The sequence below is a fragment of the Paenibacillus sp. MER 180 genome (assembly GCF_023713665.1).
In the GTDB taxonomy this organism is placed as follows: Bacteria; Bacillota; Bacilli; order Paenibacillales; family Paenibacillaceae; genus Paenibacillus_B; species Paenibacillus_B suaedae.
Genome location: NZ_JAMAVT010000005.1, coordinates 257,916 through 274,635, shown reverse-complemented (window position 1 = coordinate 274,635; position 16,720 = coordinate 257,916). Strand labels below are relative to the sequence as shown.

The following is a 16,720-nucleotide window of genomic DNA, read 5'->3' as shown; positions in this document are numbered from 1 at the left end:
GAGGTCTAGCTTATGGTAACGCGCAGACTAGAATTAACAGAAGTCCAGAAGGGAATATTCTTCGATTGCCAAATTGACGACCCGCTCTCTTACAACATCACAGCTTCCATCATGCTCGAGGGAGTGGACGTAGTTCGGTTCGAGCAAGCTCTGAGTCTAGTCATTGAGGAGCAGGAAGCCTTGCGATGCAGTCTTGATGTCAGTAATGAAATGCCTCTTCTCGTTGTCCACGATCGAATCAATGTTCAACTAACAAAGTTAGATTTCTCTGCAGAAACTGAACTTCAGGAAGAACGGGTAAAGCTTCAGGTTGAGCAAGAGTTATTAAGCCGAGTATTTGACCTCACAGCAGCTCCGCTATTTCACGCAAGCTTGATTAAGCTATCTGACAAGAAGCATATTTTTCTCATCAGCATTCACCATATCATCTCCGACGGATTATCACTCGAAGTGTTGAAGCAAAAGCTCTTGGAATACGATCATAAACTCGCACGAAAAGAGCCAATTGAAATAAAGCCGAATACGGGATTTACCGACTTCATGAGCCAAGAAAATACAAAACTTGCTCAGGGAGGGTACGACAAAGAAAGAGAATATTGGGCGAATAAGATGATAGGTGCAGAGCCTCTTGCCTTGCCGAATGACTTTATTCGACATCAAGTTCATGGCATCGGCAAGGAAAAACGAATCGAGATCTCATCTAATCTATTGCAACAGATTCATAAACAGGCGAGGGAACAGGAAGTTACGACCTTTATGTTTGTCTTGGCCGCATTCGGTGTACTGTTGAATCGTTATACGCAGCAAGAGGATGTTGTGTTCTCCTCTCCATTTTCATATCGTCCTGATATGGATTTCGAGGAATCGATAGGCTGCTTTGTGTATATGCTGCCAATGCGCCTGCTGCTGAAGGATGAACAGAGCTTCTCGGAAGTACTGCAGCAAGTGTCGAAGGAGCTTATCGAAGTCTACAAGCATATCGGTTATCCGAACAATTTGATTATGCGAGATAATCAATTGCTCCCATTGCCGGGAACTCCATCTATCTTCGATGTTAGCTTCGTATATGATATCGTGGAAGACAGCGATCAGTACGAACTTAAGGCAGAAATCCTCGATCACGATCGCGTAACATTTCCCGGCAGCCTAATGGTTATCCTGCAACATACCCCTCACAAAGATTTGATTAAACTTCAATACAAACCAGAACTTTTTGCAGATGAAACGATTGATTTATTAGGTCTTCGCTTCATGAAACTGCTGGAACTGGTAAGCGGACAGACAGACATCAAGATCGGAGAAGCGGAGTTGCTGTTGAATCAAGAACGAAGCCGCATCCTGCAACAATTTAATCAAACTTCCTATTTTACATACGAACCTCGTACAATCATTGAACTATTTCACTCCAAGGTCGCTAAGCATCCAGGACGAAAGGCATTGATCGATCAAGACCAAGTTGAGACATATGCTAGTGTTGATGCAAAAGCTAATCAATTGGCTCGCAATATCCTTCAGAAAACGCAAGGAACTCCATCCTGTATCGGCATTCAGCTGGAACGATCAGCTAACTTAGTCATTAGTTTATTAGCGGTTCTTAAGGCGGGATGTGCATACGTGCCTCTAGATCCAACGTATCCGTCAGCTAGAAAACAATTTATTTTTGAAGATGCGAATGTGTCCTATCTCATCACTACGTCAGATCTTCCATTCGAAGAAGAATGGGAAGTAGGTCTCATCGACCTGAGTGATCCGAACATTTTCAGCGGGGATGACTCGATGCCCGAAGTACAGCTGGATCCATACAGTTTGGCCTACATTATGTACACTTCGGGTTCGACCGGCAAGCCGAAGGGCGTCATGGTCGAGAATCATAGTGTCGTGAATACATTGCTCGATCTGGAAAGACGTTTTCCGGTGGAAGAGCATGATCTGTACCTACTCAAAACACCGCATACGTTCGATGTATCCGGAACGGAATTGTTCGGGTGGTTTATGGGAGAAGGCAGCTTGCTCGTATTGGAGCCAGACGGAGAGAAAAACCCGCAAATCATCTTGGAAGAGATACACAAGCATAAGGTTACTCATATCAATTTCGTACCTACCATGTTCCGTGCCTTCTTGGAACTGTTGGATAATGCGGACAATCTGTCAAAGCTAGCCTCCTTGAAGTGGATATGTATTGGAGGGGAAGCCGTAACGCCGGATATTTTGCATAAATTCAATTCGCTGCATACGGATATAAAGCTTGAAAATGTATATGGTCCAACGGAATGCACGATATGGGCTTCCCATTATTCGATTAGGGGCGACGATACAACACGCTCGATTCCAATTGGTGAGCCGCTCAATGAGACGCGCTGGTACATCGTAGGCAAGCAAGATCAATTACAGCCGATTGGGATAGCAGGTGAATTATGTCTTAGCGGTGTTGGGTTGGCAAGGGGATATTTGAATCGGGATGAGCTGACGAAGGAGAAGTTTGTCGCGAATCCGTTCTATCAAGAAGGGATCGACCCGGATTACTTCCGCAATATGTATCGTACAGGGGATTTGGCCCGCTGGCTTCCAAGCGGAACGATTGAATTTTTAGGACGAATTGACTTTCAGGAAAAGGTGCGCGGCGTCCGGCTCGAGACGGGAGAAATCGAGAATGTGCTGTCGCAGATGGAAGGAATTACGCAGGCTATCGTTGTTGTGAAGAAGGAGACTGGCAAGTCGGCTGCGTTGTGCGCCTATTATCTCTCTGATGAAGACATTCCTGTGGCTCAAATGAAGGAGCACTTATCCAAGGAATTGCCGGCGTACATGATCCCTTCCTTCTTTGTACATAAAAGAGAGCTTCCACTCAATACGAGTGGGAAGGTGAATCGGAATGTGCTGATCGCGGACAAAGACTATTTAGATGCAGCTTCATCAAGCGACACAGCACCGAATACCGATTTAGAGGTTCTTATTGCCTCTGTGTGGCAAGAGGTACTTGGAATTACCCATGTCGGTGTGGATGATAGTTTTTTTGAAATCGGCGGTCATTCAATAGCCTTAATCCAAATGCACAACAAGTTGAAAAAAGCACTGACGCAGGATTTTCCAATAACGTTATTGTTCCAATATCCTACTGTACGACTGCTGGCCGACCATTTCAACCAAGCTGAGGGAGAGACGATTACCGATCGGAAATCATTCTTCCAACGGGACAGAAAAGTCGTTCGATCGGATATCGCGATCATCGGCATGTCCATTCACGCGCCCGGTGCTTCCAATATTCATGATTTCTGGAATAACCTAAAAGGCGGCGTAGAGAGCATCCATTTCTATAAGGATGAAGAATTGCTCGAATTAGGGATTCAGCCCAACATGCTGAAATCACCCAATTATGTGAAGGCAAAAGGACGCATTGATGGCATTGAGGAGTTCGATCCAAACTTCTTCGAATATACACCAGGTGAAGTGCAGATGATGTCGCCACAGCTTCGTCTTCTCTATCAAGGGACATGGGAAGCATTAGAGGATGCCGGATATTATCCCGGATCTGACACCTCGAAGATTGGGTTGTTTCTCGGCGGGTCTGATGATTTTGAATGGTATCAGAAGGTTCTGTTCGGCGAAAGTGGATTTAGTGACAAGTATCAAGCTTTTACACTGAGCACGAATCACTTCTTGGCGACTCGGATCGCTTATAAGCTGGATATTAAAGGGCCAGTTTATTCAGCACTTACAGGCTGCTCGACAACGCTGGTTACCCCTCACTTATCGTGTCAGTCATTAATTCTTGGCGAATGCGATATTGCTGTGGCTGGTGGGATCACGATCGAACTGCCGAATGAGGGGGGCTATTATTACGAGGAAGGCATGATGTTTTCTCCGGATGGACACTGCCGGCCATTCGACGCTAAGGCGAAGGGAACCATGTTCTCGAACGGTATGGGATTAGTGGTGCTGAAGAGATTGGACGATGCCATTGAGGACGGCGATCATATCTATGCTGTCATTAAAGGTTCCGCGATTAATAATGATGGAAGACAGAAGATTGGTTTTGTGGCGCCAAGTGTGGAAGGACAAGCTGAGGTTATCCAGGAGGCGTATCGTGTTGCAGGCATTGATCCAGAAACGATAACCTATGTTGAGGCTCATGGAACAGGCACTGCGCTCGGCGATCCGATTGAGGTGGAATCTTTAACGAAGGCGTTCGCATCTGAAAAGAAGCAATTTTGTACGTTAGGCTCGGTGAAAGGCAACGTAGGGCATACCGATACAGCTGCTGGAGTGGTCGGCTTGGCGAAGGTCGCACTTAGCTTGAAGCACAAATATATCCCGCCAACGGTTAACTATAGGGAACCGAATCCCAAAATTGATTTTGCGAGTACGCCATTTACCGTGCAGGCACAAGGAATGGAGTGGATGACCATCGGTACAGGCAGCAAGCGCCGAGCAGGTATCAACTCGTTCGGGGTTGGCGGTACGAACGCCCATATGGTATTGGAGGAAGCTCCGAGCATGATGGACAGCAGCGATCCGGAGCAGGTGAATTTGCTTGTGTTCTCCGCCAAGAGCAAGGAGGCGCTTGTCAACACCTCGTACAATGTCGTACAGCACTTGATAGACAACCCAAGCATTAACGTTACTGATGCGGCATGGACATTACAGGTAGGAAGGAAGCCATTTGCCTACCGTAAAGCAATCGTCGTGAGTAACCATTATGCCGAAGCTCCACAGCTTCTACTGAAGCAGTTGCAAGACGCTGCTGTTCATGAGGTGCAGCCAGGCAAGCGGCAGGTATACTTCCTGTTTCCAGGACAAGGGAGCCAGTACCAAGGAATGGGTCGCTCCTTGTACCGTTCCGCAAAACAAAGTGCAGTGTCCCGCATATTCAAGCGGCATATGGATCATGTGCTGTCATGCCAGACTGAAGACGAACGGCTGATGTTCGAGGATATGATATACGGCGTTGGCGATAGCTCACGAATCAATCAGACGGAGAACAGTCAATTTGCACTGTTTGCCACAAGCTACTCATTGGCGCTTACGATGCTGGAGCTTGGCGTGAAGCCGGCAGGAATGATTGGACACAGCATAGGAGAACTTGCCGCGGCAACGGTCGCAGGTGTATTCGAACTGAAAGATGCGGTGGAAATTGTTCGCTTGCGCGGACGTCTGATGCAGCAGCAGGAGCCAGGAGTAATGCTTGCCGTTATGGCGGCAGCAAGCATGGTAGAGCCGGAACTGATTCCGAATGTGTGGATTGCGCTGGAAAATACGACAAATAGCTGCGTCGTTGGCGGACGGGAAGAAGCGATTGCACTATTCGAAGCGAAGTGCGAGAAGCTTGGCTGGAAGGCAGTTCGGGTAAAAACCTCCCATGCCTTCCATACGCCGATGATGGAGGAGGCTGCACGTGAATTTGAGAAGCGGCTCTCCGCCTATCGGTTCAACGAGCCTCGTATTCCGATCGTCTCGAATGTGAGCGGAGAATGGGTGTCGCCGAGCGAAATGAATCGACCGTCCTACTGGGCAGCGCATATTTTGCGACCAGTGAACTTCGCCAAATGCCTGACACAAATCTTAAAGTCGGAGCACGATGTATTCATCGAAGTCGGGGCGGGTCGTACCTTAAGTACTTTTGCGAGACAACATGAATCCAAGGCTGCCGGTCAACATTTCGTGAACTTAATACGCCATCCGCAAGAGGCGCTGGATGATGTGGAATATATTCATCATAAGCTAGGACTCCTATGGGGAGCGGGTGTCGATCTCGATTGGAAAGCCATGCGAGGCAATACTGTTCGCAAGCGCGTGTCGCTGCCAACGTATATGTTTGACAAAGGACATTTCCCAATTGATATCGCGCTTAGCGCTCCACAAGCATCATTGCCACGATCAAATACTGCTGTGCATCAAACGCCCTATTCTCAGCATTCACAGAATCATTTGGACCGTCCCGCAGCGGCAGCGGCACTTACTAACCAGAGTGAACTAGAGCAGGCGGTATTGGATGCGTATAAATCTGTATTTGGTTTCGACACGATTGCAAGCGATCAAGACTTCTTCTCGCTTGGCGGCGACTCCTTGAAGGCGGTTAGCTTGGCTCATGCGATTCAGCAGCATGCAGGTATCAAGGTGGAGATTGCTGATTTATTCACCTATTCATCGCCGAGCGCATTGGTCGCTCATTTGCATGAGAATTCAGCATACTCTTATCAGCAAGTGCAAATCACACCTGCGGCACAAAGAGATTACTATCCATTGTCATCTGCTCAAAATCGGATGTATGCACTGCATCTGCTTGATCCAAGCAGTGTAGCTTATAATCTTCCATCCGCTACGAAGATTAGAGGGCTGCTGGACAGAACCCGAGTAGAACAGACACTGGAAAAGCTCATGTTGCGCCACGAATCTTTGCGAACTTCCTTTGACATTATCGGCGATCAGGCCGTTCAAATTATTCATGATTCGGTAGATATTCCATTTACGTACCGGGAAATAGACCGCGTTAATGACGAGGATATCATGCCATTGATTCGTGCGTTTATTAAGCCATTCTCTTTAGGAAGCGCGCCATTGTTTCGAGTTGAACTCATACGCACAGGCTCGGACGAGCAGCTGTTGTTGTTCGACATGCACCACAGCATTGCGGACGGCACATCCATGGAGATTATTACGAGAGACTTCAACGCGTTGTATTTCGGGGAGCTGACGCAGCCGGTTCTTCAGTACAAAGATTATGCAGTCTGGCAAGCGGAGCAGCAGTCTGCTGGAGAAGAAATCGTTGATCAGCGGGCATACTGGCTCCAGCAGCTTGGCGGTGAACTGCCTGCGCTGGAATTGCCGACAGATTATGAACGACCGTCTGTCAAGGACTTCCATGGCGACCGGATTTATTTCCACATTGAAGAAGATTGCGCGGCGAAGCTCATTCAACTGGCTCAGGAAACGGGAACGACGCTGTATATGATGATGTTGAGTGCATGGTATGTCCTGCTAGCCCGTTATTCTGGTCAAGAGGATATTATCGTCGGTACGCCTGTAGCGGGAAGAACGCAGGAAGAGACGAAAGATACCGTCGGCATGTTTGTAAATATGCTTGCGATGCGGAACCGTCCGTTGAACCAGAAGTCGTTTACGGAGTTTCTGCATGAAGTGAAGGAGAACGCACTGAAGGCATTTTCGAACCAAGACTGCCAATTTGACGAACTCGTTGACCGTCTGCACTTGCAACGAGAATTCAACCGCAATCCACTATTTGATGTCTGCTTCGACTTTCAAAATATGGAATTCCATGATCTTGAAATCGACGGCATCTCGTTTGCACCATATGCTTTCCCGACAACAACGTCCGCTTATGATCTGGTATTAACCTGTCAGGAAAACAAAAAGGAGAAGACAGTAGAAGGATTTCTTGAATATGCGATGGGACTGTTCCGCAAGGAAACTGTGCAGCGAATGATCGGACACTTTCAGGCCATTTTGCAGTGCATCACAACGGATATCAATACCAGTCTGGGTCAGATCGATTTCTTGACGCCAGAAGAAAAGTTATGGATTGTGACTGATGTGAATCATACAGCGCTGCCATATGACGAGAACCTAGTAATTGTAGAGCTGTTCGAACAGCATGCACGAACACAACCAGACAAACCGGCGCTTATCGTATCCGATGGACGACAGCTTACGTACCGCGAAGTGAATGAACAAGCCAATGCGATCGCGCACCACTTGATTGAGCAGGGCGTTACAGCTGATACGCTGGTTGGCGTGATGCCAAGACGGGATGAGTACTTAATCGTGTCACTGCTGGCGGTGCTGAAGGCAGGCGGAGCATATGTTCCGATCGATCCAGCATTCCCGAAGGAACGAATCAAGTACATGCTCACAGAGAGCAATGTGAATATTCTATTATGTCCACAAGAGTATCAAGCGGGCATTGAGTTTGCAGGGGAAATGGTAGATTGCAGAGAGATCATATACTCTATCAGAAATCACAATACAGAAGACTGCAGCAATCCTGTACCACGAACTCATCAAAACAACTTAGCTTGTGTCATCTTTACTTCAGGTTCAACGGGCAAGCCGAAAGGAGTCATGATCAATCAAGGCTCTATCCTCAATTTCATTCAAGATATTCAACAGAGAGGTGTGTTCCAGCACGAAGAGGATCGTGTCATTTGTGTAACGACGTTGTCCTTTGATATTTTTGCATTCGAGTCGATTGTTCCACTGTGCACGGGCCACTCCGTATATATTGCTAATGAGAGTGAACAGTTGGATCCGATGCTGGCGAATGAGAAAATTGTTCAGCACAAGGTTACGCATCTGTTAAGCACGGTTTCGCGAATTAAGGCATTTGTTGAGAATTCGGATTTTGCACCTGCGCTGAAGCAGCTTGCCTGTATTTTGAGCGGAGGGGAGAATTATCCTGACGCCTTGTTGAAAGACTTGCAAACTCGTTCCGAAGCAAGATTATTCAATATGTACGGCCCGACAGAAACAACCATCTGGTCGGTAGCGAAGGAGTTGACGGCTTCCAAGTCGGTTACGATTGGACAGCCGATTGCGAACACACAAGCGTATATCATCAGCGATTCTGGGTTGCTGCAGCCGGTAGGGGTATACGGCGAATTATGCTTGGCGGGACATGGACTTGCACGCGGATATTTGAACAATCCGGAGGAAACGAAGCGAAAGTTTTTCGAAACGGAACAGCTTCCGGGCTGCCGCCTCTATCGCACAGGGGATCGTGGACGATTGCTTGCCAATGGCGAAATCGAACTGATGGGACGCCTGGATTCGCAGATCAAAGTACGCGGATATCGGGTGGAGCTTGATGAGATTGAGAAGGTTGTTCAGAAGCATGAACATATTAGACAGGCTGTAGCTGCTGCTTACGACGATAAGCGCGGGAACAAACAGCTTGGATTATATTGCACGGTTAAAAAAGAAGCGGATGTTGAAGGAGAAGCGCATATATGGCTCAAGCCGTGGTTGCGAGAGAAGCTGCCTCATTATATGATTCCTGGCTTTATTCGTCAGCTAGAAGAGATGCCGACGCTTCCAAATGGAAAGATTGACAAAAAAGCACTGCCGCTCCCACAAGAGTCATCGGAAATGACGGGACAAACGAAATTGCCTTCAACAGGATTGGAGAAGGCGATATTGGATATTTGGAAGGATGTGCTCGGAACCGAGCGCATTAGCGTGCGGGATAATTTCTTCGACGTTGGCGGGAACTCATTGGGACTAATCCTGATCAATAATCGGATCAATTCCCTGATCGGGCGCTCCATTCCGTTAATGCAGATGTTCCAATATCCAACGGTTGAATCACTAGTCAAGAGTATCGGCATTCCTTCAGAATTGCAGGACATTGGTCATGCAATGCCACTTGCTCCAGTTGCTGCTAAAAGTCATGAGATAGCAGATATCGCAGTGATAGGGATGGCGGGACGATTCCCAGGAGCGCCTACGATTGATGCATTTTGGGATAATATCGTATCTGGCGTAGAGTCAGTTGTGGAGTTCTCAGACGAAGAACTGCTGCAAGCTGGTGTGGATGCTGACTTGCTGTCTCATCCGAAATATGTGAAAGCAAAAGGTTATCTTGATGGCATCGAGTATTTTGACTCCGCATTTTTCGATTATCCCTATCAGGAAGCCAACATGATGGATCCGCAAATTCGGCTGCTTCATGAATGCGTATGGGAAGTGCTGGAGAATGGGGGATACAATCCTTCCGCATACAAGGGATTAATTGGCCTGTTTGCCGGAAGTGGCTCCAATCTTCCTTGGATGATTCAATTCTTAGGTCATCAACAAGATCTGCTTCGTGCATTCGAAGCAATTACCTTGAATGAAAAAGATTTTCTGACGACCCGTGTGTCGTACAAGCTCAATTTGAAAGGGCCTAGCTTCAATGTTCAAACAGCCTGCTCAACTTCATTAGTTGCGATTCATCAAGCGGTACAGTCGCTGCAGCGTGGAGAGTCGCATATGGCGATTGCCGGTGGAGTGTCCATTTCCTATCCGCGGAAGGAAGGCTACTTATGGCATGAAGGCATGATCTTCTCTCAAGACGGGCACTGCAAGCCATTCGCGGAGGATTCATCGGGAACCGTATCTGGCAATGGATGCGGTGTTGTACTCCTCAAGCCGCTAGCCGCAGCCCTTAGAGATGGCGATCATATCTACGGTGTCATTAAGGGATCGGCAATGAATAATGATGGTCTTGAGAAAATCGGGTACACAGCTCCTAGTGTGAGCGGTCAAGCCCAGGTCATTCAATCTGCCCTTAGACAGGCTGGCGTATCGGCTGAGGATATCCACTATGTTGAGGCACACGGGACAGGAACGAAATTAGGAGACCCTATCGAGATCGAAGCCCTGAAGCAAGCATGGGATACGAAGAAGACAGGCTATTGCGCCATCGGTTCTGTAAAAGCGAATATCGGGCATCTCGATTCTGCGGCAGGGGTGGCAGGCTTCATCAAGACCGTTCTGTCCCTGTACCATCGAACGATTCCGCCTTTACTTCATTTTACGAAGCCGAATCCTGCAATTGATTTCGCGAACAGTCCATTTTATGTGAATACACAGGCTGAATATCGGGCGGATCGGAGTCAAATCTTGCGGGCCGGTGTAAGCTCCTTCGGCATCGGTGGAACGAATGTGCACGTCGTGCTGGAGCAGCCGCCTGAAATAAGCCGATTCCAGACATCGGAACCTGTCAATTTGTTCTTGTTCTCGGCTAGGAGTCAATCGGCATTGACCCATACGAGTGAGGCTGTGTTGGAGTACTTGCACAGCCATCCAGCAGTCAATTTATCGGATGCCGCTTGGACACTGCAAACGGGACGCAAGCCGTTTGAATACCGCAAGGCGCTCCTCATAAATGGAGCTTTGTCATATAAGACGAAAGAACTGCAGCAATTCCTTCAACAATCCGGATTGCGTATTCAGGACGGCAGACCGACCGCTCACTTTTATATTGCTGCGGAAGCGGGGGCTTATCGCGAATTAGGTCGCGATTGGCATACATCTAAGGAGCGAAATCTACATCCGCTAGCGGCAACATTCAACCGCCATGTGGAACATGTGATTGCATGCACGAAACTCGATAAGAGGGATGCCTTCCATCAACTGAAAGATGACCCTGCATTGGAGTGGTTTACGGTCAGTTACGGGATAGCAATGAGTTTGATCGATGTTGGTGTCCTGCCAGATGGACTATTCGGTCAAGGTATCGGTGAAGTATGTGCCTTAACGGTTGCTGGTGTATTGGCATTGGAGCACGCGGTTGAATGGGTGCAAACAAGCGGGAAATGGCTGCAAGGTTTGGAAGAAGGGGCGCTGGAGGCTGTAGTGAATGGTGCCGGGTCAGAGGCGGTAAGAAAGAAACTGTTGCATTATCCACTCCATACATCCCGAATTCCGCTCATTGATATCAGCCACAATAGCAGCACTATTGAAGAAATCAGTGTAAGTGTCGTTGCGATCGGTTGCGAATGTTCGGATTACGCGTCTGCCGCATCCCAACATTCACATCGAACGGAGGCGCAGGATTCGCCGCCGGTTCATAGGCTGCAAGCTGGTGGGAATGGAGCATCTAGCTGGATAGAATTCCAACGCTTGCTTGCCCAGCTGTGGTGTGAAGGCTTCGAGATCGATTGGTCGATGCTGCATCCGGAGAGCGGAAGACAGCGTATCCCGCTGCCGACCTATGTGTTCGATGCGACATATCATGAGCATGATGTGATTCTTAATGCATTTGAGCTGAAGCGTAAGGAAGAAGGTTCGTGTGTCCAAGCCCAGTCGCAAGCTCAGCAGATCGAGATTGGACAGTCATCCAGTATTAGGAGTCGGGATACCATCAGTGAGCAACTAGCAGAATTATGGCAGGAGCTTCTCGGCTGCGGCGAGGTAAAGGCTGAGGATGATTTCTTCGTCATCGGCGGTCATTCGTTGAAGGCCATTTCCTTGTCCGCCAACATACAACAAGCATTTAAACTGGATATGTCATTGACGGAAATATTCGATAATGCCGTATTTGACCAGATGGTGGATTGGATATGGACAAACCGCGCTGACGAGCAGGAATTCATGGCGATTCAGCCTGTTGCGAACAAGCCTTATTATGAAGTCTCATCTGCGCAGAAGCGCATGTATGCCGTACATGAGATGGTTGGCGATGCGGTTCCTTACAATTTGGCCTCCGTATATGTGGTGGAAGGGCAGCTTGACAGGGCAAGATGCAAGTCAATCATTGATGAAATTGTGCAAAGACATGAATCGCTGCGCACTCGGTTCCAGATCGTAAATGGAGAAGTAGTCCAAATCATTGAGGACGGAGTACCTTCCGTCGTTGAATTCAACACCACAACTGAGGAAGGCGTGGAAGGTGAAATCAAGTCTTTCATCCGGCCATTTGATTTGGCACAAGCGCCGCTGCTCCGCGTGAGATGGACGAGCATACACGAAGAGAAGCACATTCTGCTCATCGATATGCACCATATTATATCGGATCAGTATTCGATAGCGATTTTACTAGAAGAGATGCAAGCACTGTATGCCGGCAAGACACTAACGCCATTGTCCCTGCAATATAAGGATTTTGCTGCTTGGCAAAATGAATTCTTCAAGAGCGAAGCATTTGGTACACAGCTTCAATATTGGAAAGAAGAATTTGCAGGCGAGATTCCGACGCTCAATATGATGACAGATTACGTAAGACCGCCTGTGCTTACCTTCTCGGGCGATGAAGTGGAATTCGAATTTGGTGAAGCACTTAGTGGGCGGCTGGAACAGTTGGCATCTGAGCGAGGATTGACCCCTTATATGATTCTCATGGCTGTCTTGAAGCTGACGCTATGGAAGATTACGGGTCAACAGGATCTTGTTGTGGGGACGGGAATAGCGGGTAGACGTCATGCCGATCTTGATTCGATCGTTGGAATGTTCGTCAATACGTTGGCAATTCGTTCACAAATTGATGCAAGCCTGAGCGTGGGCGAATACCTGCAATACATGAAAGAGAAGATGCTGAAGGTCTATGAAAACCAAGATTGCCAGTTCGAGATGCTGCTTGAGGAGCTTCATATCGAGAAGAACATAGCAAGAAATCCGCTGTTTGATGTCGTCATCAATTACATTACGATGGGCACGGAGGAGTTGGAGCTAGAAGGATTATCACTAACTCCTAGGCCAATGATGAACAAGGATTCGAAGTTCGACCTCACTTGGACAATCGAGAAACGGAACAACCGCTATGTGGCTTCCTTGGAATACAATACGAGTTTGTTCACCAGACATCGAATCGAATTTTATGTAACGCGATTGCTGCACATGCTTACGCAATTGACTGAAGATACAACTCGCAAGCTGAGCGAGCTTACGCTTGTAACACCACAGGAGAGAGAGTGGCTACTGTGTGAGTTGAATCCAGCAGTTACGCTGAAAGCAGACCATCCAACGCTTGCACAGTTGTTTGAAGAACAGGTGAAGCTGCATGGGCAGCGCCCTGCAATTGTGTGGAATGATGAAGAACTGACATATGCAGAGTTGAATAGCCGAGCGAATAGGCTCGCCACACGCCTCGCAGACGAGCATGTTCGACAGGGAGATCATATAGCAATATTGCTCGATCGCGGGCCGATGCAGATTGTGAGCATTCTAGCTATTTTGAAGCTGGGCTGCGCCTATGTGCCGATCGACCCAGATTATCCGCAGTCTCGGATCGCCTTCATGCTGGAGGATAGCGGTGCTTCTCTCATCCTCACAGATTCAGCGCTGCAATCCATCCTTGACGAGTCACTCCCTCGACTGTTGCTGGATCGTGAGGAAGGTCGGGCAGCAGAAGATGACGATGCATCTCACGAGTCAGCATCATGGACAACCTATATCGGTTCTAATATCGTAGATGCAGACGATACAGCATATATCATGTATACGTCAGGATCGACTGGGACACCGAAAGGAGTACTTGTTAGTCACCGTAATGTAGCCCGTGTTGTGAAGAATGCGAATTACGTGACGATACTGCACAGTGACAGGATGCTTCAATTGTCCAATTACGCATTTGACGGTTCGGTATTCGATATTTTTGGAGCGATTCTGAATGGTGCTTGTTTAGTCATCATCTCGAAGGACTCGGCAATCGAAATTGCGCAGTTGGCCAAGTTCATTGAGCAGGAGCGAATCACGGCCTTCTTCATCACGTCAGCACTGTTCAATATGCTGGTGGATTGGGATGTAACCGCACTGAAGCATGTCCGGAAATTGCTGATTGGCGGGGAAGCCATTTCGATACCGCATGCACGCAAAGCGGTAGAGTACCTAGGGCCGGATACATTGATCAATGGGTACGGGCCAACGGAGACGACGGTATTTGCTGCCTACTATCCAATCGGACATACGGACGAGCACGTGCACAGCATTCCAATCGGATATCCGCTCTCCCAGACCAAGCTGTACATCTTGGATCAGCAAGGGCAATTAGTGCCTCCATATGTACCTGGCGAGCTGTATATCGGCGGAGCGGGCGTAAGCAAAGGATACTTAAACCGGGATGAACTGACCGCACAGCGATTCGTGAACGATCCATTCGACAAAACGGGCAAGCTGTACCGAACTGGGGACTTGGTATGGAGGCTTCCTACAGGGGAGATTGGCTTCATTGGTCGACTTGATTTCCAAGTCAAAATCAGAGGCTTCCGAATTGAGCTTGGAGAGGTCGAAAATCATATTCAGCTCATCAGCGGCGTGAAGGAGGCAGTTGTATTAGCGAGAACAGATCGAACCGGCAGCATGTACATGGTTGCATACTACACCGTTGAGCAGGCAGACCGTGCGGATGGACAGGGATGGAATCAAGAGCAGATGAAAGCACTGCTGCGCGAACAGCTTCCAGCCTATATGATTCCTGCTCGTCTGATCAAGCTTGAACGAATGCCTCTCAATATAAATGGAAAGATCGATCGTCAGGCCCTGAAGAACATTAGTGAGAATGAGCAGGGTCAGTCGACATATGCGGCTCCGAGAACCGAGGTCGAACGGACGATTCTGCGATGCATGCAAGAAGTGCTGGATCAGGAGAGACTCGGCATTACAGACGATTTCTTCGAGCATGGGGGGCATTCCATTAAGGCTATCGCACTTGTTCAGGCTCTGCTGCAAGCTGGGCTTCAATTGAAGGTGAATGAGATCTTCATGTATCCGACAGTCGAGCAGTTGGCTGCGCTTCCTGGATTGAGCAGCTCTCGTTCGTCCTCATTTCTCCAAAAGCACGACGACCCATGGAGAGAGGGAGCAGCGGCCGAGCTTTCTGAGCAGCAGATCCTGTTGCTTGTGCAGCATGTACGTGCCTCATGCTCTCTCATTTCCACAATGATGGCTTCAGCGGATCGAGTTGGCCGTTTCCCATTGTCGCCTGTCCAACTCGCACACGGAGCATTCGGGGCTCAAGTCAGCGGATTTGTTACTTCTATTCACGATGTGGACGAGAAGTTCCTTCGCAACTTGCTAGTCACAATTATTCAGCGCAATCAGCTGCTTCATAGCGTAATGGAAGGGGAGGATAAGCCTGCTTGGAGTGAGTATGATAGTACCGCTCTCTCTGCATTCATCGCTCAGCACATTCCGTATATCGATCTGCGGACGTATCACGAGACGACAAAACAACGTCTTGTGGACGGCTTGACTGGCGTTATTTTGTCAGAACCCTATATAGCGGGCCATTTGCCTTGGAGATTGTGCTGTCTGCGCGTATCAGATGATACCCATCAGATTCTATGGGGATTCGACCATATTGCCTTTGATGGGATGAGTGCAGAAGTTGTGCGTCGTCAATTTGAACAGGGGATAGCAGGCAGGGACGACGAGCCTATTCAGCCGTATGCAGATTATGTAACACTGCTGTCCAAGGGGCCAGTAGGTATCACGGAACAGGAAATCATCGAATACCATGAGCTGCGAGTATGGAAAGAGCAGAACAGCTCCATCATAGACAGTCTGCTCCACGTTCCGAACCGAGATGTTGCGGAGCTTGAGCTGTCCATCCCGATTGCATTGACGAACATAGCAGACCCATGGCGGTATTCGTTTGACTTGGTTGGTGCCTTACTGCGTTCCTATACAGGAATAACCGACATTCCGCTCGCGATGATCCATTACGGAAGAAGTTATCAGAATCAGGATTTCTACAACAGCGTAGGAGAATTTCTAGATATTATCCCTGTGTTATTGCGCGAAGGACAACCGGCAGCTAGTTTACAAGATGTGATGCAGCATTGCAGACGACATTCGATTAACTTCTTGTCACTGCTGTACCATAAGCAGCTAGCAGGGAAATATGTCGAACTTGCGAGTCTGCTGGATGCATCTTATCGCAGAGGCGGGCAGCCACAAGCTCTTGTACTCTATAATTTCCAAGGCTATGCATCACAAGAGGAGATTGATGCTTTCCGGAACTCATCTGGTGAACTGGAAGCCAGTGCTCCAGCTCAGCTATCCATTTCCGTCAACTACGATAAAGAACAACTGCGTATTCATTTGGAAAGCCCGCTAGGTCTCAACGCAGACATTATCCAAGCATTTATTCGTTCATATCTCCATGGTCAATACACCCTCGTGCACTAACTTGGCTTCTGAATTCAATCAACGGCAACTCTTCTTGGTGACGGCTTGCTGAATGCTGTACATCATACATCCGGTTCAGCAAGCCACTACTTCTTTCGCC

1 protein-coding gene is annotated in these 16,720 nt (G+C 48.2%); it reads left to right on the top strand.

The window, feature by feature from the left end:
* Nucleotides 1–12: 12 nt before the first annotated feature.
* A complete protein-coding gene (locus tag M3661_RS10535) occupies nucleotides 13–16,620 on the top strand; it encodes a non-ribosomal peptide synthetase/type I polyketide synthase (protein ID WP_251484494.1) in 16,608 nt (5,535 codons plus the stop codon).
* Nucleotides 16,621–16,720 lie beyond the last annotated feature (100 nt).

What these genes read in the sequence shown, in the direction of transcription:
- M3661_RS10535 (WP_251484494.1), top strand. Translation starts at nt 13, where the DNA reads ATGGTAACGCGCAGACTAGAATTAACAGAAGTCCAGAAGGGAATATTC.